Annotated in this window: 18 protein-coding genes; 8 read left to right on the top strand and 10 right to left on the bottom strand. The window is 67.1% G+C overall.

Annotated features, from left to right (window positions below):
- Positions 1–132 precede the first annotated feature (132 nt).
- Entirely contained in the window at positions 133–1,407 is a 1,275-nt protein-coding gene (locus AC0IX4_RS05450) for a M18 family aminopeptidase (protein WP_471828313.1), read from the bottom strand.
- A 678-nt stretch (positions 1,408–2,085) separates the two neighbouring features.
- Between AC0IX4_RS05450 and AC0IX4_RS05445 the strand changes: the two genes are divergently transcribed.
- Positions 2,086–3,351 carry an alpha-amylase family protein gene (locus AC0IX4_RS05445; protein WP_471828312.1) on the top strand — a complete coding sequence of 422 codons (1,266 nt, stop codon included), beginning with the start codon at positions 2,086–2,088 and terminating at the stop codon, positions 3,349–3,351.
- Here AC0IX4_RS05445 and purQ read toward each other — a convergent pair.
- Both purQ and purS read right to left on the bottom strand, forming a co-directional pair.
- Entirely contained in the window at positions 3,341–4,018 is a 678-nt protein-coding gene (purQ, locus tag AC0IX4_RS05440) for a phosphoribosylformylglycinamidine synthase subunit PurQ (RefSeq protein ID WP_042574506.1), read from the bottom strand. The genes AC0IX4_RS05445 and purQ overlap by 11 nt on opposite strands.
- On the bottom strand, positions 4,015–4,248 hold the full coding sequence (gene purS / locus AC0IX4_RS05435; RefSeq protein ID WP_027504302.1) for a phosphoribosylformylglycinamidine synthase subunit PurS: 234 nt from the start codon (positions 4,246–4,248) through the stop codon (positions 4,015–4,017). Before purS ends, purQ begins: the two co-directional genes overlap by 4 nt.
- A gap of 89 nt (positions 4,249–4,337) precedes the next feature.
- Here purS and AC0IX4_RS05430 point away from each other — a divergent pair, with 89 nt between their 5' ends.
- Positions 4,338–4,982: an MBL fold metallo-hydrolase gene (locus tag AC0IX4_RS05430; protein WP_042574505.1), complete on the top strand. Its 645-nt coding sequence runs from the start codon at positions 4,338–4,340 to the stop codon at positions 4,980–4,982.
- Between the two features lie 45 nt (positions 4,983–5,027).
- The gene (locus tag AC0IX4_RS05425; protein ID WP_471828311.1) at positions 5,028–5,762 is read left to right on the top strand and encodes an SIMPL domain-containing protein; all 735 of its coding nucleotides are present in this window, start codon (positions 5,028–5,030) and stop codon (positions 5,760–5,762) included.
- 8 nt (positions 5,763–5,770) lie between these two features.
- Here AC0IX4_RS05425 and AC0IX4_RS05420 read toward each other — a convergent pair whose 3' ends face one another.
- The gene (locus AC0IX4_RS05420; RefSeq protein WP_471828310.1) at positions 5,771–7,429 is read right to left on the bottom strand and encodes an FAD-binding dehydrogenase; all 1,659 of its coding nucleotides are present in this window, start codon (positions 7,427–7,429) and stop codon (positions 5,771–5,773) included.
- 64 nt (positions 7,430–7,493) lie between these two features.
- Between AC0IX4_RS05420 and AC0IX4_RS05415 the strand changes: the two genes are divergently transcribed.
- Positions 7,494–8,126 (top strand): TetR/AcrR family transcriptional regulator, encoded by a 633-nt coding sequence (locus AC0IX4_RS05415; RefSeq protein WP_471828309.1) that lies wholly within the window; start codon positions 7,494–7,496, stop codon positions 8,124–8,126.
- On the opposite strand, the gene AC0IX4_RS05410 is transcribed toward AC0IX4_RS05415, so the two are convergent.
- Positions 8,111–8,692: a helix-turn-helix domain-containing protein gene (locus AC0IX4_RS05410; RefSeq protein ID WP_471828308.1), complete on the bottom strand. Its 582-nt coding sequence runs from the start codon at positions 8,690–8,692 to the stop codon at positions 8,111–8,113. The genes AC0IX4_RS05415 and AC0IX4_RS05410 overlap by 16 nt on opposite strands.
- 65 nt (positions 8,693–8,757) lie before the next feature.
- Between AC0IX4_RS05410 and AC0IX4_RS05405 the strand changes: the two genes are divergently transcribed.
- Positions 8,758–10,305, top strand: a complete 1,548-nt coding sequence (locus AC0IX4_RS05405; protein ID WP_471828307.1) for an FAD-dependent oxidoreductase — start codon at positions 8,758–8,760, stop codon at positions 10,303–10,305.
- 11 nt (positions 10,306–10,316) lie between these two features.
- A complete protein-coding gene (gene hglS, locus AC0IX4_RS05400) occupies positions 10,317–11,576 on the top strand; it encodes a 2-oxoadipate dioxygenase/decarboxylase (RefSeq protein ID WP_471828306.1) in 1,260 nt (419 codons plus the stop codon).
- Here hglS and AC0IX4_RS05395 read toward each other — a convergent pair.
- The 3 genes from AC0IX4_RS05395 to AC0IX4_RS05385 all read right to left on the bottom strand — a co-directional run bounded on the left by AC0IX4_RS05395 (position 11,556) and on the right by AC0IX4_RS05385 (position 14,364).
- The gene (locus AC0IX4_RS05395; RefSeq protein WP_042574570.1) at positions 11,556–12,293 is read right to left on the bottom strand and encodes a DUF2334 domain-containing protein; all 738 of its coding nucleotides are present in this window, start codon (positions 12,291–12,293) and stop codon (positions 11,556–11,558) included. The genes hglS and AC0IX4_RS05395 overlap by 21 nt on opposite strands.
- 69 nt (positions 12,294–12,362) lie before the next feature.
- Complete coding sequence (locus tag AC0IX4_RS05390; protein WP_042574499.1) at positions 12,363–12,863, bottom strand: glutathione peroxidase; 501 nt, start codon at positions 12,861–12,863, stop codon at positions 12,363–12,365.
- Between the two features lie 109 nt (positions 12,864–12,972).
- Entirely contained in the window at positions 12,973–14,364 is a 1,392-nt protein-coding gene (locus tag AC0IX4_RS05385; RefSeq protein ID WP_042574498.1) for a cation:dicarboxylate symporter family transporter, read from the bottom strand.
- Between the two features lie 156 nt (positions 14,365–14,520).
- On the opposite strand from AC0IX4_RS05385, the gene AC0IX4_RS05380 reads away from it, so the two are divergent.
- The gene (locus tag AC0IX4_RS05380) at positions 14,521–16,104 is read left to right on the top strand and encodes a sensor histidine kinase (protein WP_056072694.1); all 1,584 of its coding nucleotides are present in this window, start codon (positions 14,521–14,523) and stop codon (positions 16,102–16,104) included.
- Between the two features lie 4 nt (positions 16,105–16,108).
- A complete protein-coding gene (locus AC0IX4_RS05375) occupies positions 16,109–16,798 on the top strand; it encodes a response regulator (RefSeq protein WP_056072697.1) in 690 nt (229 codons plus the stop codon).
- Here the strand turns inward: AC0IX4_RS05375 and AC0IX4_RS05370 are convergent.
- Together AC0IX4_RS05370 and AC0IX4_RS05365 are read right to left on the bottom strand one after the other, a co-directional pair.
- Positions 16,795–17,694, bottom strand: a complete 900-nt coding sequence (locus AC0IX4_RS05370) for an alpha/beta hydrolase (RefSeq protein WP_235579485.1) — start codon at positions 17,692–17,694, stop codon at positions 16,795–16,797. The genes AC0IX4_RS05375 and AC0IX4_RS05370 overlap by 4 nt on opposite strands.
- Positions 17,695–17,746: 52 nt before the next feature.
- Complete coding sequence (locus tag AC0IX4_RS05365; protein ID WP_471828350.1) at positions 17,747–19,876, bottom strand: S9 family peptidase; 2,130 nt, start codon at positions 19,874–19,876, stop codon at positions 17,747–17,749.
- Between the last annotated feature and the right edge of the window lie 18 nt (positions 19,877–19,894).

The following is a 19,894-nucleotide window of genomic DNA, read 5'->3' as shown; positions in this document are numbered from 1 at the left end:
CCGAGCACCGGAACTACCAGGACCCACCGGTATCAACCACCACAAACTGTCTCAGACAGGTTGACAACTACCGTGCAACCTGCGCAGACCGCCGCGCGCAGCGCCCGGCGCAACCCGGCGCAACCCCAGTGCCTAGGCCCCCAGGAACGCAGCCAAGGCGTCGGCGTACATGTCGACGTCGTGTGCACCCATCACCTCACGAGCGGAGTGCATGGCGAGCTGCGCCGCGCCCACGTCGACGGTGGACAGGCCGGTGCGTGAGGCGGTGATGGGGCCGATGGTGGAGCCGCACGGAAGATCGGCCCGGTGGACGTACCGCTGCAGTGGGACGTCGGCGCGCTCGCAGGCCAACGCGAAAGCCGCGGCACCGGCGGCGTCGGTGGCGTAGCGCAGGTTCTGGTTGACCTTGAGCACCGGGCCACCGTTGACCTCGATGCGGTGCGCGGGCTCGTGCCGGGAGACGTAGTTGGGGTGCGTGGCATGGGCCATGTCGCCCGACGCGTGGATCGACCCGGCCATCGCGCGCAGGAATTCTTCGCGGCCACCGCCGCGGGCGAGCACGATGCGTTCGAGCACCGTGTTCATCAGATCGGAGAAGGCACCGCGGTCCGACATGCTGCCGACCTCTTCGTGGTCGAAAAGTGCGAGCACGGGGATGCAGTCGTCGGCTTGGGCGGCTGCGACCACCAGCGCTTCGGTTCCGGCGTAGCAGGTGCCCTGGTTGTCCAGGCGGGGCGAGCTGACGAGGTCGTCCGAGAGTCCTACCACCGCAGCGGGATTCAGGTCGTGGGTCATCAATTCCCAGCCGAGTACGTCGCCGGGGTCGACACCGACCTCGTCGGCGAGGAACCCGATGAAGGAGTGGGGTGATCGTCCGACGCCCCAGATCGCGTTGACGTTGTTCTGGGGGTCGAGGTGCACGCCTTTGCGATCCTCGGACAGGTGGATCGCCAGTTGGGGTACGCGCAGGATGGGTCGGTCGACGCGCACGAGTACTTCGCGCACTGACCCGCCGTCGCGGACGCCGAGACGCCCGGAGATGCCGAGGTCCCTGTCGAGCCACGAGTTGAGCCATGCGCCGCCGTACGGCTCGAGCGCGACCATCTGCCAGCCGGCGACGTCGAGGTCGGGGTTCTGCTTCACCCGGAGGTTGGGGCTGTCGGTGTGCCCGCCCACGATGCGGAACGCCGCGTCGGGCGCGCGTTCGGTGGACCAGGCGATGATCGAACCACCGCGGACGACCAGGTACCTGCCGGGCTCGGAAGGCCACGCGTCCGTCTCCGCAACGGTGGTGAACCCGTGTGCCGCCAGTTCCGAGGCCACCGTCTCGACGACGTGGAACGGCGACGGTGACGCGTCGACGAAGGAGCAGAGTCCGGCCGCGGTCGCGGAGGTGAGAGACGCCATGGTCACCGATCGTAGAGAGAGGAGGTGCGGAGACAGCAATGCCGGGCCCACCGCGAGGGTGGGCCCGGCATCACCGGTGAGTCGTGGGTCAGCTGAAGAAGCTCAGTCCGTCGAGGAAGCTTCCGGCACCACCGAAGATGTCGGACAGTGCACCGAGGAAATCGACGAAGCTCGCGAGGTCAAGCATGATGTTCTCCCTTTGTGAGGTCGGCGGGCTTTATGCCCGGCACCATTAGTAATCCATACAATGTAAGGGTTCGCAACCCGGGAACGGTCCCAATTCAGTGACAGGAATCGACCCACGAGTCGATTCCTGAACCTCCCGCAACTCCGCTACCACACACTGCAGATCAATGGACCGGAACCGACCGTGAACAATGGACCACGGAACGCCGTTCACCTGCCTCGACGGACCCCGATCAGCTGAAGAAGCTGAGACCGTCGAAGATGGAACCGAGGGCATCGACGATGCCGGACAGATTCTGGAAGAGATCGAGCAGATCGGTGAGGTCGGAGGACATGGCGACTCCTTTGGCGCGAGGATGACGAACGGATGTCCGTCACTGCCAGTTACGCATGGTGGATGTCACCGTGCAACTCAACTTCGATAGTGGATAACCTCAAGCAGACCGCCGGTCGACATACTGTCGTCGACACGAGTGAAAGAGGGGGTCGGCAGTGCAGAACTGGGTCGAACACGTCATCTGGTGGCAGATTTATCCGTTGGGTTTCGTCGGAGCCGAGACGGACGCGGTGGACGAGAGGAAGCACCTGCTCGAGCATGTGACGGACTGGCTCGACTACGTTCTCGAGCTCGGATGCAACGGCCTGGCACTGGGTCCGGTGTTCGCGTCGCAGACCCACGGGTACGACACGATCGACCATTTCTCGATCGATCGACGCCTCGGTAGCGAGACCGACATGGACGCCCTCGTCACCGCGGCGCACGACAAAGGCGTGCGCGTCCTGTTCGACGGCGTCTTCAACCACGTCGGTCGCGGCCACGAGCGGTTCGTCGCTGCCGAGAAGGACGGACCCGACTCCGAATCCGGTCGATGGTTCACCTGGTCGGACGGTCGACCCCGCGCGTTCGAGGGCCACGATCTCCTGGTCGAGCTGAACCACGCCAATCCGGCGGTGCAGGACTACGTCGTCGACGTCATGAACCACTGGCTCGCACGGGGTATCGACGGGTGGCGGCTCGATGCCGCGTACGCCGTCTCACCCGACTTCTGGGCGGCAGTACTGCCCCGCGTCCGCGAGGCACATCCGGACGCCTGGATCGTCGGCGAGATGATCCACGGCGATTACGCCGACTACGTACGGCGGTCCGGCCTCGACTCGATCACGCAGTACGAGCTGTGGAAGGCGACCTGGAGCGCCATCAAGGACGCGAACTTCTTCGAACTGGCGCATGCCCTCGGTCGGCACGACGAGCTTCTGCCGACGTTCGTTCCCGCGACGTTCGTCGGGAACCACGACGTCACCCGCATCGCGTCCACTCTCGACGACGACCGCGACGTCGACATCGCGACGGCACTGCTGTTCTTCGTCGCCGGCACACCGTCGGTGTACTACGGCGACGAACAGGGCTTCCGGGGCGTCAAGGAGGAACGAGTGGGCGGAGACGACGCCATCAGGCCGCAATTCCCTGCCACCCCGGACGACCTCGCGCCGTACGGGTGGCCGCACTACCGGGTCCACCAGTCACTGATCTCGATGCGGCGGCGATTCCCGTGGCTTCACCACGCGCCGGTGGAAGTGTCGACGCTGACCAACACCACCATGACGCTGAGCGCGACGGACGGCTCGACGACACTGGCGCTCACCCTCAATCTCGGTGAGTCACCGATCCGCCGAGCGAAGGGTGACGTGGTGGCCGCCGCGGACGGTGTCCACGGCGACCTTCCGCCGCATTCCTGGGCGGTGACCGTCAGGCAGTGACGATGGCGTCGAGGGCGGAGTAGAAGATGCCCAGCCCGTCGTCGCTGGGGCCTGTCAGGGCCTCGGTGGCGTGTTCGGGGTGCGGCATCAGGCCGACGATGCGGCCGTCGGCGGACGAGATCCCCGCGATGGCTCGCTGCGAGCCGTTCGGGTTGTCACCGCTGTAGCGGAACACCACTCGTCCTTCGCCCTCGAGCTCGTCGAGCACGGCCTCGGACGCCTGGAAGCGACCTTCGCCGGACTTGAGCGGCACGAGGATCTCGGCACCGGCCTCGTAGCGGGACGACCATGCGGACGAGGTGCTCTCGACCTTCAGCCACTGGTCCCGACAGGTGAAGTGCAGGTTGGCATTCCGCGTGAGCGCACCGGGAAGAAGTCCCGCCTCGCACAGCACCTGGAAGCCGTTGCAGATGCCCAGTACCGGCATTCCACCCTTGGCAGCATCGATGACTTCGCCCATCACGGGCGCGAATCGTGCGATGGCGCCGGCGCGCAGGTAGTCGCCGTAGGAGAACCCACCGGGAACGACGATCGCGTCGACACCCTTCAGGTCGGCATCGCCGTGCCACAGGGCAACGGCTTCCGCGCCGGCGAGCGTGACAGCACGCGACGCATCGATGTCGTCGAGCGTGCCGGGAAAGGTGATGACTCCGATTCGCGCGCTCACAGCCGGGTCACTTTCCATTCCTCGATGACGGTGTTGGCCAGGAACGTCTCGGCGATCTGGTCGAGCGTCGCGTCGTCGACATCGTCGCCGACCTCGAGCTCGAACCGCTTGCCCTGACGGACGTCGGAGACACCGGCGAAGCCGAGTCGCGGCAGCGCACCGACGATGGCCTGTCCCTGGGGGTCGAGAATTTCTGCTTTGGGCATGACGTCGACAACCACACGGGCCACGTGAGAGCTCCTGAGCTAAGAGGGCAGATCCAGCAGGCACTTTACCCAGTCCTGAACCACACCACGAATCCGGCGCATACTGGGGAACCATGGAGCTGACTCACTTCGGACATTCGTGCATTCAGGTGTCGATGGCGGGATCGACGGTGCTGTTCGACCCCGGCGCCTTCTCTCACGGATTCGAGGGCATCACCGGCCTCGACGCCATCCTGATCACGCACCAGCACGCGGACCACGTCGACACCGATCGGTTGCCCGCCCTCCTCGAGGCCAACCCCGACGCGGCGCTGTACGCGGACCCGCAGACCGCGGACCAGCTCGGGGAAGGATGGACCGCCGTCAACGCAGGCGACGTCTTCTCGATCGGCGGCGTGCAGGTGACGGGTGCGGGTGGAACGCACGCCACGATCCACCCGGACATCCCGCTGATCGACAACATCGCGTACCTCCTGGGCACGCCGGATCAGCCGGGGCAGCTGATGCATCCCGGCGACTCGCTGTTCGTTCCCGACGTCGAGGTCGATGTGCTCGCACTTCCCGCAGCGGCCCCGTGGATGAAGATCGGCGAGGGCATCGACTTCCTCCGCGCCGTCTCGCCGCGACTGGCCGTTCCGATCCACCAGGCCGTCGTCGCGCCGGATGCGCGAGGCATCTACTACGGCATGCTGTCGGGCCTCGCGGGCGAGGGAACGGAGTTCCGCGCGCTCACCGAGGAGACGGGGACGTCGGTCTGACCACGTTCCACGGTCGACGCCGGTCCCGTCGTGGACACTGACCCGATGAACTGGAACCCACGGGCCTCGAAGGCTCTGGCATCGGCCGTCCTCCTCGCGGCAGTCTCCGTGACCGCAGCATGCGGGACCGACTCGGCGGGGACGGCGGCGACCGGCACACCGGCTGGAATCAACGTCAACGGAGTCGGCGAAGTCCAGGGCACTCCGGACACGCTGACTGCTCGCATCGGCGTCGAGACGACGGCCGACGACGTCACGACGGCGATCGACCAGGCGAACACCGCGGTCAGCGCCGTGACCGACGCGATCTCCGCCGCCGGTGTCGACCGCGCGGACATCCAGACGCAGCAGGTGTCGATCGACCCGCAGTACTCCGACGGGTTCTCCGGTGGCACCTCGACCATCTCCGGGTACCGAGCCACCAACACTCTGCAGGTGACGGTGCGCGACCTGTCGAAGGCGTCGTCGGTTCTGGGCGATGCGACGACGGCAGGCGGCAACGCCACGCGGGTGTCCGGGGTGTCGTTCCGTATCGACGACGACTCCGACCTGATCGCCGACGCCCGGTCTCGGGCGTTCGCCGATGCTCGCGACCGCGCCGAGCAGTACGCGTCGCTGGCAGGGAACGACCTCGGGAAGGTCGTATCGATCACCGAGAACATCACCGGCCAGGAGTCGGCGCCGAGCTTCGACAGAAGTTCCGCCTCGTCCGCGGTGCCCATCGAACCGGGGCAGCAGACCGTCAGCGTCTCCGTGGCCGTGCAGTGGGGTCTCGAGTAGAACCTTCTCTACCGACTCAGCGCCCGGCCGGCCGCTCGTCCCGAGAAGATGCATCCTCCGAGGAACGTGCCCTCGAGCGAGCGGTACCCGTGGACACCGCCGCCTCCGAAACCGGCGACCTCACCCGCTGCGTACAGCCCGGGGAACGGCGTGCCGTCGGGGCGCAGGACTCGCGAGTCCAGGTCGGTCTGCAACCCGCCCAACGACTTACGCGTGAGCAGGTGCAACTTCACCGCGATGAGCGGACCTGCTGCGGCGTGGCCGGACGCATCGAGCAGCTTGTGCGGCGTGGCGATCCGCGCCAGGCGGTCGCCGCGGTAGTTGCGCGCGGCGTGGATCGCCGACACGGACAGGTCCTTGCTGAAGTCGTTGTCCATCTCGCGGTCTCGCGCGACGACCAATTTCTCGACCTCGGCGGCGTCGAGCGTGACGTCGCCGATCTTGTTCATGCCGGCGACCAGCTCGGCCACCGTGTCGGCGACGACGAAGTCGACGCCCTTCTGCTTGAAGGCCTCGATCGGACCGGGGGCGCCGGGGCGCACGCGCTCGAGCAGTTTGCGCAGATCACGACCCGTGAGATCGGGATTCTGTTCCTGGCCGGAGAGACCGAATTCCTTCTCGATGATCTTCTGATCGAGAAGGAACCATGTGTAGTCGTGTCCCGTCGACACGATGTGTTCGAGAGTTCCGAGCGTGTCGAAGCCGGGGAACAGCGGCGCCGGTAACTGCTGACCCGATGCGTCGAGCCACAGCGACGACGGACCCGGCAGGATGCGAATGCCGTGGTTGGGCCACACGGAGTCCCAGTTGGTGATGCCCTCGGTGTAGTGCCACATGCGGTCCTCGTTGATGATGTTCCCGCCCGCGGCACGCGAGATCTCCAGCATCCGACCGTCGACGTGCGCCGGTACGCCCGAGAGCATGTGAGACGGGGTGCGGCCCATGCGCTTCGGCCAGTTCTTCTGCACCAGGTCCCAGTTGCCGCCGATGCCGCCGGAGGTCACCAACACCGCACCGGCACGGATCTCGAAGTCGCCGACGACGGTGCGCGAGGAGGAGACGCCACGAGCGACGTCGGTCGGTTCCAGCACAGCGCCGCGCACACCGGTTGCGAGGCCGTCGGTCACCACCACTTCGTCGACGCGGTGCCGGAATGCCGGGACCACGCTGCCGCGGTCGATACCGTCGCGCACGATGCGTTCGAAGATCTCGACCAGTCCCGGCCCGGTGCCCCAGGTGAGGTGGAACCGCGGCACGGAGTTGCCGTGTCCGGTGGGGCCGTAGCCGCCGCGTTCGGCCCACCCGACGACCGGGAAGATCTTCCAGCCCCGCTCGCGCAGCCAGGAGCGCTTCTCCCCCGCGGCGAACGCGACGTACGCCTCGGCCCACTGCCGTGGCCACGCGTCCTCGGGCCGGTCGAATCCTGCGGATCCCAGCCAGTCCTGCAGGGCGAGTTCGTACGAGTCCTTGACGCCGAGCCGACGCTGCTCGGGACTGTCCACCAGGAAGAGGCCACCGAACGACCAGAATGCCTGTCCGCCCAGGTTTGCCTCGTTCTCCTGGTCGAGCAGGATCACGCGCTTGCCGGCCGCCACCAGTTCCGCGGTCGCGACCAGCCCCGCGAGACCTGCACCGACCACGACGACATCGCACTCTCGTATCCCCATGAGCTCACCGTATACGGCGATCCAAATTTTCGATACCGTCGGTATCGAGCGGTACTCTTCCGGAGTGAGCACCACCGAACCGACCACCCGCCCCCCTCGCGCCGAGGTCCGCGAACGGATCATCGCGTCCGCGATGACGGAGTTCGGTCGACGCGGGTACGCCGACGCCACCCTCGACGCCATCGCCGAGCAGGCCGGGTTCACCAAAGGCGCGGTCTACTCGAACTTCGGTTCCAAGGAAGGGCTGTTCTACGAACTGATGGACCGGCAGGTGCTCGGCCGGGCCCGGATGTCGGTCGACCTGCTCGCCGAACTCCCGTCGGACCTGCGCGATGCCCAGCGTGTGCTCAGCACCCGGCTCACCGAAGCGATCTCGAACAACCGCGACTGGCATCTGCTGTTCATGGACTACTGGTCGAGAGCGCTACGCGACCCGGAGGTGGGCGCCCGGTTCGCCTCGCACCGGGCGCAACTCCGTGCGGCGGTCACCGACGCCGTCGTCAGTGTCACCGAGAGCGCCGGCGCGACGCTGCACGTGCCCGCCGAGTGGGTCACGTTCGTCATCCTGGCGCTCAGCAACGGACTCGCCGTCGAGGAACTCGCTCAGCCGGGAACGGTGCCTCCGGAACTCATGGGTGAGGTCGTCGGACGCCTCCTGCACATTCCGGAGCACGAGGACTCTCAGCGCCCCGAGTAGGTCGCCTTCACGTGCATCCGCTCGCCCTGCGGACCGAAGATTCCCAGGTACTCGACGGGCCGACGGTCGGCGCTACCGAACCAGTGCGGTAGGTGCGTGTCGAATTCGGCCACCTCGCCCGGACCCAGCACCAAGTCCTTGTTTCCCAGGATGAGTCGAAGCTTCCCGTTCAGCACGTAGATCCAGTGGTACCCCTCGTGGGACCCCAACGTCGGGTTCTCCTCGTAGCGGCCTCCGGGGACGATCTGTTTGAACGCCTGCAACCCGCCCGCCCGGCGCGTCAGCGGAACGACGGTCACGCCGTTCGTCGTGACCGGCGTGAACTGCACACGCGGATCCCCCGTCTCCGGGGCGTCGACGATGTCGTCCAAGGGAACGTCGTACACCTTGGCCAACGGCAGCAGCAGCTCCAGGCTGGGCTTACGTTGTCCCGACTCGAGACGGGAGAGTGTGCTCACCGGGATGCCCGTGCGGTCGGACACCGCCGCGAGGGTCACGTCCGCCGCGATGCGCAGAGCGCGAAGGCGCGGACCGATCGCACTGATCACTCCGTCGTAGTCGTCCATGCCCCTTATTGCAGTTTCAGCAAATATGTTTGTCAAATCCGCAGACTCGGGCGCACAGTGTCCGCATGACTTCACACCACCACGTCGACGCCGACGTCATCGTCCTCGGCGGCGGGTCCGCCGGACTGTCCGCCGCACTCATGCTCGGCCGCGCCCGCCGGCGAGTCCTGGTTCTGGACAACGGAACTCCTCGCAACGCGCCCGCGTCACACATGCACGGCGTGCTGGGTCGGGACCACACCTCGCCGCTCGACTACCTGAAGAACGGCCGAGCCGACCTCGAGCGATACGACGTCACGATCGTCGACGCCACGGTCACCGCACTCGGCGGTCACGCCGGGCACTTCTCCGCGACCACGGACGACGGACGCACCTTCTCGGCGCGGCGCATCGTGGTGACGACCGGTCTCACCGATCTGCTCCCGCCCGTCGACGGTCTGGCGGAACGCTGGGGCCGGGACGTCGTGCAGTGCCCCTACTGCGACGGGTGGGAGATCCAGGATCGCCGCATCGGTGTCCTGAGCACCGGGCCGTTCAGCATCCATCACGCCTCGATGTGGCGGCAGTGGAGTGAGAACCTGACCTTCTTCACCGACGGCGGACCATTGGCGGACGAGGATCGCGAGAAGTTCACCGCGCGCGGCATCGAGATCGTCGAGAAGAAGGTCACCGCGGTGCTCACCGGGGAGGATCGTCTCCGTGCGGTCGGCCTGGCAGACGGGACCGAGGTCGCGGTCGACGCTCTCGCCGTGGGACTGCGCTTCACCGCTCGCAGTGAACTTCTCGGATCGCTCGGCCTCACCACCGTGCCGCACGCCACAGGCCTCGGCGACGTCGTCGAGGTCGACTCCTTCGGGGCGACCACCGTGGCGGGGGTGTGGGCGGCGGGCAACGTCACCGACCCGTCGGCCACGGTCATCGCCTCCACCGCGCAGGGAGCCCTCGCCGGCGCTCATGTGAACGCGAACCTCATCGCCGAGGAGTTCGACCAGGCGGTCCAGGCAGGGCGACCCCGTCCGACGTTGGACGGGCACTTCTGGGACGAGTTGTACCGGGAGTCGGACAAGCGGTGGAGCGGCAATCCCAACCCGACGTTGGTCCAGTACGCGGAGCACCTCTCCCCCGGACGTGCCGTGGACGTCGGATCGGGTGAGGGCGCCGACGCGGTGTGGCTGGCCGAGCGCGGCTGGACCGTCACGGGAGTCGACATCTCCGAGGTCGCCGTCGAGCGAGCACGCGGACTGCACGACGGTGTGACGTGGCTGGCACAGGACCTGCTGACCGATCCGCTGCCGCCGCACTCCACGGATCTGCTGACGCTGCACTACTTCGGCATCCTGCGGGACGGGCCGGCGGAGGGGCTCGCGCGCCTCGTCGACACCGTCGCTCCCGGCGGAACGCTGCTCATGGTCGGCCACACCCCGTCGCCCGGACACCGCTGGGCAGGGTTCGATCCCGCCGACTTCCACAGTCCCTCCTCGGTCGCGCAGTCCCTGGACCCCGCCGAATGGACGATCGTGGTCGACGAGACGCGTCCGCGGCTGGCACCGCAGGCCCCCGGTACCCCGCACATCGACGACGACATCCTCGTGGCGGTCCGTACGACCGATTAACGTGTGCAGCCATGATCCCGGCTTCGACACTCCGCGCTCGTTTCGCTGCCGCCCTCTCCGACATGTACGGGCGGGAGGTTCCTGCGTATCGGACGTTGGTCGATGTCGCGTCGGCGGTCAACGGCGACGTGATCGCACGCGATGGTGCCGAGGCCGAGCGCCTCGGCACCATCGACCGGGTCACCGCGGAGCGACACGGTGCCATCCGAGTCGGCACTGTCGACGAGATGCGTTCCGTTGCAGTGTTGTTCGGCGGGTTCGGCATGCATCCGGTAGGCTTCTACGATCTTCGGGACGCGGCCACTCCGATTCCGGTCGTGTCCACCGCATTCCGACCCGTCGATCCGAAAGAGCTCGCACGCAACCCGTTCCGGGTGTTCTGCTCGATGCTCGTCGTGGACGACAGGCGCTTCTTCTCCCCCGACCTGCAGTCGCGGTTGTCCCGGTCGCTGGCTGCGCGGACGCTGTTCCCACCCGACCTGCTGACTCTTGCTGCCCGTGCCGCTGCGGACGGCGGCCTACCGGAACCCGACGCGTCCGCTCTGGTGCAGGGCGCCGTCTCCGTGTTCGAACTGGGAACGGTTCCCGTCGATCGCGCCTGGTACGACGAGCTCGAAGCGGTGTCGTCGGTGGCAGCCGACATCGGCGGTGTGTCGTCCACCCACATCAACCACCTGACGCCGCGGGTGCTCGACATCGACGAGTTGTACCGCAGGATGAGCGATCGAGGCATCGAGATGATCGACCGCATCCAGGGGCCGCCTCGGTGGGACGGACCGCCGATCCTCCTTCGACAGACATCGTTCCGTGCATTGGCCGAGCCACGATATTTTCGCGACGAAACGGGATCCACCTACTCGGACCGACTGCGGGTGCGTTTCGGCGAGGTCGAGGCCCGCGGCGTCGCCCTGACCCGGCGCGGCCGCGAGGTTTACGACACGGCCATGATCGCGGTCGACGGGCTCGGCGACGACCAGGCCGCAACGGAATGGGCTCGACACTTCCCGCGCACCGACCGTGAGATGCACGATCGTGGGCTCGCGTACTACGTCGACGAGAACGGCTCGCTGGAGCCGATCGTGTACGAGGACTTTCTCCCCGCGTCGGCGGCAGGGATCTTCCGTTCCAACCTCACCTCGGACGGCGCCGTCGACACGGACGTGGAGGGGACGGTGTGGACCGCGGACTCCCTGGCCGGCGCTCTAGGGATGCCGGTCGTCGATCCGTACGACCTCTACGACGCCCGAGTGTCAGGCCACGGCGGATCGTGAGCGCGGAACCCATTCGTACTTGGCCGACGTCGCGCCGTGGAAGCGTGCGAGGTCGACCGCGTCGAGCATCGCCGACCGTGGGCCGGGTCTCCCCAGCTGCTTGGCGCTGACGGACAGCCTCACGACGCCTCCGCGGCGCGCCGTGCGTCCGGCACCCATGACGAGCGCTCGGCACCACCACGGCTCGCTCGATCCGGGCTCCCACACGTATCCACCGGTTCCGGTTCCGAAGCCCTCGCCGATACCGTGGACGCGCCCCCGCACGACGGTTCCTCGTTCGAGGTCCTGGATTCCGCCGAGACCGGCACAGACTCGGAACCCGACGGTCGGAAGAGCCGAGATCGCGCCGGGTGATGCCACCCACCGGGGCGGCGCGAACACCCGGGTGCGCATGCCGATCTCTTCCATAACGCGGTCCGCGGCGCGCAACCTCAACTGCGCTTCGTGCGCGGGAAGGGTGGCGAATTCGGCGCGACGCCGCTTGGTCGCGGCCTGGTCGTACCCGTGCAGCACCACGGCGTCGCCGTGATCGCGTCGTTCTCTGAGCCAGTCCTGCGTGGGGGCGTCGCGGGTCAGGCGGTACTTGTCCTTGAGCCGCGGTGCGACCAGCAGTGACAGGTCGACGTCGCGTCGGTCCATCTCTTCCGCGAACGCTGCTGCGGCGTCACGGGTTTCGTCGCGGATTCCCGATACGGACACGATCAGGCGTGCACTCATGAAAGAACCGTCGCACACCGAGGTGTACGACGGTTCGTCGATCACGTGAACGCGAGCTGAAGACTCGACTCAGAGCGTGGAGACCGGGAGCACCTTGTCGATGGCGGCCAACACCTCGGGAGCATCGGGCTCGGTGCGGGGACGGAACCGGCCAACGACCTCGCCGTCGGGCGAGACGAGGAACTTCTCGAAGTTCCACTGGATGTCACCGGCAGTGCCGTCGGCGTCGGGTGCCTGCGTCAGGATCTCGTACAGCGGGTGCCGATCGGACCCGTTGACGTCGACCTTCTCCATCAGGGGAAAGGTGACGCCGTAGGTGGTCGAGCAGAAGGTCTCGATCTCCTCGGCCGATCCGGGTTCCTGGCCACCGAACTGGTTGCACGGAACGCCGACGACCGAGAGTCCCCGCTCGGAGTACTCCTTCGCCAGCTTCTCGAGGGCGGTGTACTGGGGGGTCAGGCCACATTTCGAGGCCACGTTGACCACCAGCACAGCGCGACCCCGGTACTCCTCCAGGGAGGTCGGAGCGCCGCCGAGAGTGTTGATGCCGACGTTCTGCAGATCTGTCATGGGCTCACAGTACCGGCCGGTAACCAGTGAGCACTACACCGACGACAGTTCCCGCCGACAGTATGTCGGCGGGAACCGTGGACGTGAGTGCCTCGGCAGGAGGCCTGTGTCAGGCCTGCGTCTTGACCATGTCGGGCTTGGCCTCGGGGTCGCGGGCCTCTCCGTGTCCGTCGTCGACCATGGTGGTCTCGTCGAAGGGGATCTTGCCGGAGAGGACTTCCTTGACCCGCTCGTTGTCGATGGTCTTGGTCCAGGTGCCGACCAGCATCGTGGCGACGGCGTTACCGGAGAAGTTGGTCACCGCGCGGGCTTCGGACATGAACCGGTCGATGCCGACGATGAGGCCGATGCCGTCGAGCAGTTCGGGGCGGTGGCTCTGCAGTCCGCCGGCCAGGGTGGCCAGGCCTGCACCGGAGACGCCGGCCGCACCCTTGGAGGCGACGATCATGAACAGCAGGAGCGAGACCTGCTCGCCGATTCCGAGCGGGTTGCCCATGGCGTCGGCGATGAAGATCGAGGCCATCGTCAGGTAGATCGCAGTGCCGTCGAGGTTGAACGAGTAACCGGTGGGGACGACGACGCCGACCGTGGTGCGCTCGACTCCCACGTGCTCCATCTTGGCGATGAGGCGGGGCAGAGCCGACTCGGAGGACGAGGTGGCGACGATGAGCAGGTACTCGCGGGCCAGGTACTTGACCAGCTTGAAGATCGAGACGCCGGAGACGAAGCGCAGGATCGTGCCGAGGACGCCGAAGACGAAGATGGTGCAGGTCAGGTAGAAGGCCAGCATCAGGGTGGCGAGCTGGATGACGGCGTCGAAGCCGGTGTCACCGACGACCTTGGCGATGGCGCCGAAGGCACCGATCGGGGCGAGCCACAGGATGCCGGCGAGGATGCGGAAGACCAGCTTCTGGATCAGGCCGATGCCGCGGAGGATCGGTTCGCCCGTCTTGCCCATGGCCTGCACGGCGAAGCCGACGAGCAGTGCGACGAACAGGGTCTGCAGGACGCTGCCCGCGGTCAGCGAGGACAGCAGCGACGTCGGGATGATGCCCTGGAAGAACTCCAATGTTCCGCCGCCCGCGTGGGCCTGGTCGGCGTACTTGGCACCGGCATCGGAATCGGCCGGGATGTTCAGTCCCGATCCCGGCTGGATGAGGTTGCCGACGACCATGCCGATGGCGAGAGCGAAGGTCGACATCGCGATGAAGTAGCCGAGGGCCAGGCCACCGACCTTGCCGACGCTGGCGGCTGCCTTGACCGATCCGATGCCCAGCACGATGGTGCAGAAGATGACCGGGCTGATCATCATCTTGATCAGCGAGACGAACATCGTCCCGAGAACGCCGAGGCTGGATCCGAGATCCGGAGCCACGAGGCCGACGATCACGCCGCCGACGACGGCGATGATCACGGCGATGTAGAGCCAGTGGGTCTTGTCGCGCTTCTTCTTGGGCGGCGGTGTGGAGTCGTACGGTTCAGCGTCGATGCTGGCGGTCATGGTTGTCCTTACGATCGTGGCGTGAGGTGGATCACGCTTGTCTGACTGGAATGGTGGTCCATGATCGTGACTCGAGTCACGTATTAGTTCGTTTCGTTCATGTGTAGTGCAGTCACGCACATCACGCGGGCAGAACAGTCGATCCCGGAGGCATCGTTGACCAGCACGAACACCCGTCGCGGCCGCAGCGTCGCTCGCCAGCTGTTTCTCGGACAGCTCGCCGTGGTGGTGCTGCTGGTGACGCTCGGCGGCGCCGCGGCCCTGGTCGACGCGCGCCGAGACAGCGACGACGGGATCCGCCGCGAGGTCGTCGACATCGCCGTCTCCGTCGCCACCGCACCCTCGACCGTCGACGCGCTCGAGTCCGCCGATCCGACGGCGATGCTGCAGCCGGTCACCGAACGCGTGCGCCGATCGACGGGCATGGATTTCATCGTCGTCATGGCGCCCGACCGCACCCGCTTCACCCACACGACCACGGAACTGATCGGCGGGAAGTTCACCGGCAACATCGACGAGGCGCTCGCGGGCGCCACGTTCACCGAGACCTATCGGGGCTCTCTGGGGCCGTCTATCCGGGCGGTGACTCCGGTCCTCGACGGTGACCGCGTCGTGGGGCTGGTCTCGGCCGGCGTCACGCGAGCGAAGATCTCCGACCAGTTCGTCGCCGGGCTTCCCGCGGTCGGCGGCATCATCGCGGCGGCGCTGGCCGTGGCGATCGCGGCCAGCTACCTCCTCAATCGGCGCCTGAACAGCCAGACGCTCGGATTGGCCCCCGACGAGCTGCGGAGCATGTACGACCACCACGATGCCGTTCTGCACTCCATCGGCGAGGGCCTGGTGGTGTGGGGCGACGGCCCCGAAGCGGAGCTCGTCAACGACGAGGCCCGGCGGCTGCTCGATCTCCCCGACGGAGCCGTGACCCGCGACATGCTTCCCGAGTCGTTGCGTCGCCTCGGCGAGGACACGGTGCGCGACGAGATGCACCTCACGTCGACCCGAGTGCTGGTGGTGGCGCAGGATCCCGTGCTGCGCGGGTCGCGTCGCCTCGGCACGGTCACGGTGATGCGTGATCACACCGAACTCCAACGGGTGCTCGGCGAACTCGACTCGATGACGTCGTTCGCGGAATCGCTCCGCTCGCAGGCGCACGAGTCGGCGAACCGTCTGCACACCGTCATCACGATGGTCGAGCTGGGCCGCACCGAGCAGGCCGTCGAGTTCGCGACGCAGGAACTCGCCTTGTCGCAGAACCTCATCGACCGGCTCATGAGCACGGTGCAGGAGCCGGCAGTCGCGGCACTGCTGCTGGGCAAGGTGAGCCAGGCAGCCGAGCAGGGCGTCGAACTGACCGTCACGGAGGACACTGCGCTGACCGACACCGCGGCGTTCGACCGACGCGAATTGGTCACTCTCGCCGGAAATCTGATGGACAATGCCATCGATGCTGCAAAACAATCGGACGACCCGTGGGTGGAGGTGACCGTGCGCGAGAGCGAGACGGACCTCGTGATCCAGGTGGCGGACAGCGGACCCGGAATGGACGCCGAGGCGCTGGCCAAGGCCCGCACGCGTGGCTACTCCACGAAGTCCGGATCCCGCGGGCTCGGGCTCGCGCTGGTCTCCCAGGTCATCCATCGCCACCACGGAACCCTGACGTCGGAGAGGACGTACGGTTCGGTGGTCACCGCCACCATCCCGCTCCATGCGGTCCGCGAGGCGTCGACACCGCATGAGTGAGAACATGATCCGCGTTCTCATCGTCGAGGACGAGCCACTCATCGCCGAAGCGCACGCGAGCTACGTGGGCAGAGTTCCCGGTTTCGTCGCGGCCGGGGTCGCACACACCGCCGCCGCGGCGATGCGTGCGGCGGCCAAAGCCATCGCCGACGGCTCCCCGTTCGACCTGGTCCTCCTCGACATCGGGCTGCCGGACGCCAACGGGATCGACGTCGCGGCCGCTCTCGGCGGGCTCCGGCCCGGTCCCGACGTCATCGCCATCACCTCCGAACGCGATCTCGCGATCGTCCGGAGCGCGGTCGCGCACGGCGTGGTGCTGTACCTGCTCAAGCCGTTCACCTTCGCGGCGTTCCGCGACAAGCTCGAACGGTACAGCGAGTTCCGCACCGCTCTGCGGGACGGTGAATCCGCGGTCAGTCAGCGCGACATCGACCGTGCGATGGCGTCGCTCCGCACTGCCGACGAACGCGCGGCCTCCCCCAAAGGCATTGCTCCCCAGACTCTCACCGAGATCTCGAACAGCGTACGGGCGCAGCCCGACGGGCTGGGAGCCTCCGAGGCCGCCAAGGCCGTCGGTGTGTCCCGCGTGACGGCGTGGCGCTACCTCGAGCGCCTCGCCGACGACGGTCTGGTGGACCGGCACACCGAGTACGGCAAGGCCGGCCGGCCCCAGGTGCGGTACCGCTGGCGCTAGCCGGTCGAGACGGGAACCGTGCGCGTCAGGAACGCCACCTGGTCGGCCACGACCCGCTCGAACCCCTCCCCGACGTAGATGTCGAAGTGCCCGTACGGGTACACCTCGATCTGCCCCCGGGGTGCCTTCGCCGCATGTCGCAGAGTCGCTTTCGTGGGCGCCACCGTGTCGGGATCGCACACGCAGAACAGCACCGGCGCGGTGATGCGCTTCGCCGCACGCCCCGGGAAGTAGCGGGTGATGGCGAGCGCGAACCGCGCCGCGACCTCGTTGGAGAAGGTGGACCCGTCCGGCTGTAGAGCGAGGTAGCCGCTCAGCGCATCGGGACTGGCCATCAGAGCGGTTCCGCGGTGCTCCGCGGCCAACGCCACCATCACCGGTGGCTTGCCGCGGAGCGAGCCCAGGACGTCGCGCAGGGCGAGCGGGGTGATCTTGAGAGTGGTGACCAGAGGTGTCGCCCTCGCGGATGCCAGACCGTCCGTGAACGGGCACTGCGAGACGACCGCGGCGATCCCGCCGTCGCGCGCCGCCGCCTCGAGGACGTGCCCGCCTCCGAACGACGAGCCCCACAGGATGATCCGCGCGGGATCGATCCGATCGAGGGAACGGGCATACGCGATCGCGGCCGCCCAGTCGTCCAGCTGCCGGCCGATGTCGAGCAGCTGGCGCGGCTCGCCGCCGCTTCCTCCGAAGTGCCGGTAGTCGAAGACCAGGCATGCGTAGCCCGCCTCGGTGAAACGCTCCGCGAACGCGTCGAGTCGCATCTCGCGGACTCCGCCCAGACCGTGACCGAGAACGATGATCGGTTGGTTCGGTGATGCGTTCTCGGGCCGGTACAACCATGCGGCGCACGTGGTCCCGTCGGACGAGAACTCGACATCACTACGACTGCTCACGGCGGTTCTCCTCGGGATCGGCACGCCGGACGCGGCGCGAAACCCCGGCGGCTTACCCTGCCGCACCGACCTCCGCGGGCGCAATGGCTCCTGTACGTTCCACAACCCAGGCGTACTCGAAGGCGATTTCTTTCCATTTTTCGTACCGGCCGCTCACGCCTCCGTGACCCGCACTCATCTCCGTCTTCAACAGGATGGGCTCGGACCCGGTGTTCTTCACGCGCAGCGCCGCGATCCACTTCGCCGGCTCGACGTAGAGGACACGGGTGTCGTTGATCGACGTGATCGCCAGGATCGCCGGGTAGGCCTTCTCCTCCACGTTCTCGTAGGGGCTGTACGACTTCATGTAGTCGTAGACGTCCTTGTTCTCCAACGGGTTTCCCCACTCGTCCCACTCGATGACGGTGAGCGGCAGCGACGGATCGAGAATGGACGTCAGCGGATCCACGAACGGCACGTTGGCCAGGATCCCGGCAAAGAGTTCGGGCGCCAGATTGGCGACGGCACCCATCAGCAGACCGCCCGCGCTGCCACCGTCGGCCACCATCCGATCGGCTGTGGTGACGCCGGTGTCGACGAGATGGCGTGCGCACGCGACGAAGTCGGTGAACGTGTTCTTCTTGTTCAGCATCTTGCCGTCCTCGTACCACAGACGACCCATCTCACCGCCGCCGCGGACGTGGGCGATGACGAAGACGATGCCCCGATCGAGCAGGGACAGCCTCGACACCGAGAACCCGGGATCCATACTGGCTTCGTAGGATCCGTAGCCGTACAGCAGGGTGGGTGCCGGTCCCTCGACGTCGACACGCTTGATCACCGACAGCGGCACCTCGGTGCCGTCCTCGGCCGTCGCCCATTCCCGCGACTGCGTGTACCGGGCCGGATCGAAGTCTCCGAGGACCGGCTGCGACTTGCGCAGGATCCGCTCGCCCGTCGCGAGGTCGTAGTCGTACACCCGCGACGGCGTGATGAAGGACGTGTACCCGAAGCGTAGCAGCGGTGCGTCCCACTCCGGATTCGACCCGAGACCCACGGAGAACAGTTCCTCGTCGAATTCGAGTTCGTGGCGCTCACCGAACCCGTCGTCGTCGAGGTGCCACAACGCCATGCGCGGCACGGCGTCCCGACGGTAGGAGAGCACGAGGTGTCGCCCGAACGCGTCCACGTCCTCGAGTCGGACATCGTCGCGGTGCTCGATCAGGATCGTCATCGCGGACGGGTCCTCGACAGGCGCGTCGGCGAGAACGAAGTTCTCGGCCTTCACCCCGTCGACGACGTCGTTGTGCAGGATCAGGAAGCGGTCCTGTCCGCCGACCACCGCGTGCTCGGCGCTGTACTCGACACCGTCACGACGCGGCAGGATCACCGTGAACTCACCGGTGGGGTCGTGAGCATCGAGGTACCAGCCCTCCGTGGTGACCTTCGACCCCACCCATATCATCAGGTACTTCTCGCTGCGCGTCTCACCGAAGCTGACCCAGTACGACTCGTCGGGCTCGTGGAAGATCACCACGTCCTCGGTCGTCGGGGTGCCGATCCGGTGACGCCACACCTTGTCGGGGCGCCACGACTCGTCGACCGTCTGATAGAAGAGGTACTGCTGATCGGCGGACCAGGTGGCGCCGGGCGCCGTCTGTGCGATCTCGTCCGGGAACAGGTCACCGGTGCGGAGATCCTTGATGCGCAGCGTGTACCGCTCGTCCCCCTCGGTGTCGACGGAGTAGGCGAGCAGATGCCCGTCCTCGCTCAGCGAGAACGCACCGATGGAGAAGAACTCGTGACCCTCGGCCAGGATGTTCGCGTCGAGCACGACTTCCTCGCCCGGCACGTCGACGCCGGCATCGAGCGACGGAGGCGTCCAGTCGTCGGGCGAGGTGACCGGGCACCGGCACTGCATGCCGTAGCTCTTGCCCTCGAGCGTGCGACCGTAGTACCACCACTGCCCGCGACGCGTCGGTACCGAGAGATCGGTTTCTTGCGTCCGCGACTTGATCTCGTCGAAGATCTTCTCGCGCAACGGCTTCAGGTGGGCGGTCTGCGCCTCGGTGTAGGCGTTCTCGGCCTCGAGGTACGCGACGACCTCGGGATCGGTCTTCTCGCGCAGCCACTCGTACTCGTCGACGACCACATCGCCGTGATGCGTGCGCGTCGTGGGCACCGTCTTCGCGATCGGTGCCATGGGCCCGTTGGGGGAGGT

The sequence above is a fragment of the Rhodococcus sp. AC861 genome (genome assembly GCF_979256035.1).
This window is presented reverse-complemented; position numbering and strand designations above follow the sequence as displayed.

Excerpts from the sequence above, each read along its gene's own strand:
- AC0IX4_RS05450 (WP_471828313.1), bottom strand. The coding sequence starts at position 1,407 with ATGGCGTCTCTCACCTCCGCGACCGCGGCCGGACTCTGCTCCTTCGTC.
- AC0IX4_RS05430 (WP_042574505.1), top strand. The coding sequence starts at position 4,338 with ATGGAGCTGACTCACTTCGGACATTCGTGCATTCAGGTGTCGATGGCG.
- AC0IX4_RS05425 (WP_471828311.1), top strand. The coding sequence starts at position 5,028 with ATGAACTGGAACCCACGGGCCTCGAAGGCTCTGGCATCGGCCGTCCTC.
- AC0IX4_RS05420 (WP_471828310.1), bottom strand. The coding sequence starts at position 7,429 with ATGGGGATACGAGAGTGCGATGTCGTCGTGGTCGGTGCAGGTCTCGCG.
- AC0IX4_RS05410 (WP_471828308.1), bottom strand. The coding sequence starts at position 8,692 with ATGGACGACTACGACGGAGTGATCAGTGCGATCGGTCCGCGCCTTCGC.
- AC0IX4_RS05405 (WP_471828307.1), top strand. The coding sequence starts at position 8,758 with ATGACTTCACACCACCACGTCGACGCCGACGTCATCGTCCTCGGCGGC.
- hglS (WP_471828306.1), top strand. The coding sequence starts at position 10,317 with ATGATCCCGGCTTCGACACTCCGCGCTCGTTTCGCTGCCGCCCTCTCC.
- AC0IX4_RS05395 (WP_042574570.1), bottom strand. The coding sequence starts at position 12,293 with ATGAGTGCACGCCTGATCGTGTCCGTATCGGGAATCCGCGACGAAACC.
- AC0IX4_RS05390 (WP_042574499.1), bottom strand. The coding sequence starts at position 12,863 with ATGACAGATCTGCAGAACGTCGGCATCAACACTCTCGGCGGCGCTCCG.
- AC0IX4_RS05385 (WP_042574498.1), bottom strand. The coding sequence starts at position 14,364 with ATGACCGCCAGCATCGACGCTGAACCGTACGACTCCACACCGCCGCCC.
- AC0IX4_RS05375 (WP_056072697.1), top strand. The coding sequence starts at position 16,109 with ATGATCCGCGTTCTCATCGTCGAGGACGAGCCACTCATCGCCGAAGCG.
- AC0IX4_RS05365 (WP_471828350.1), bottom strand. The coding sequence starts at position 19,876 with ATGGCACCGATCGCGAAGACGGTGCCCACGACGCGCACGCATCACGGC.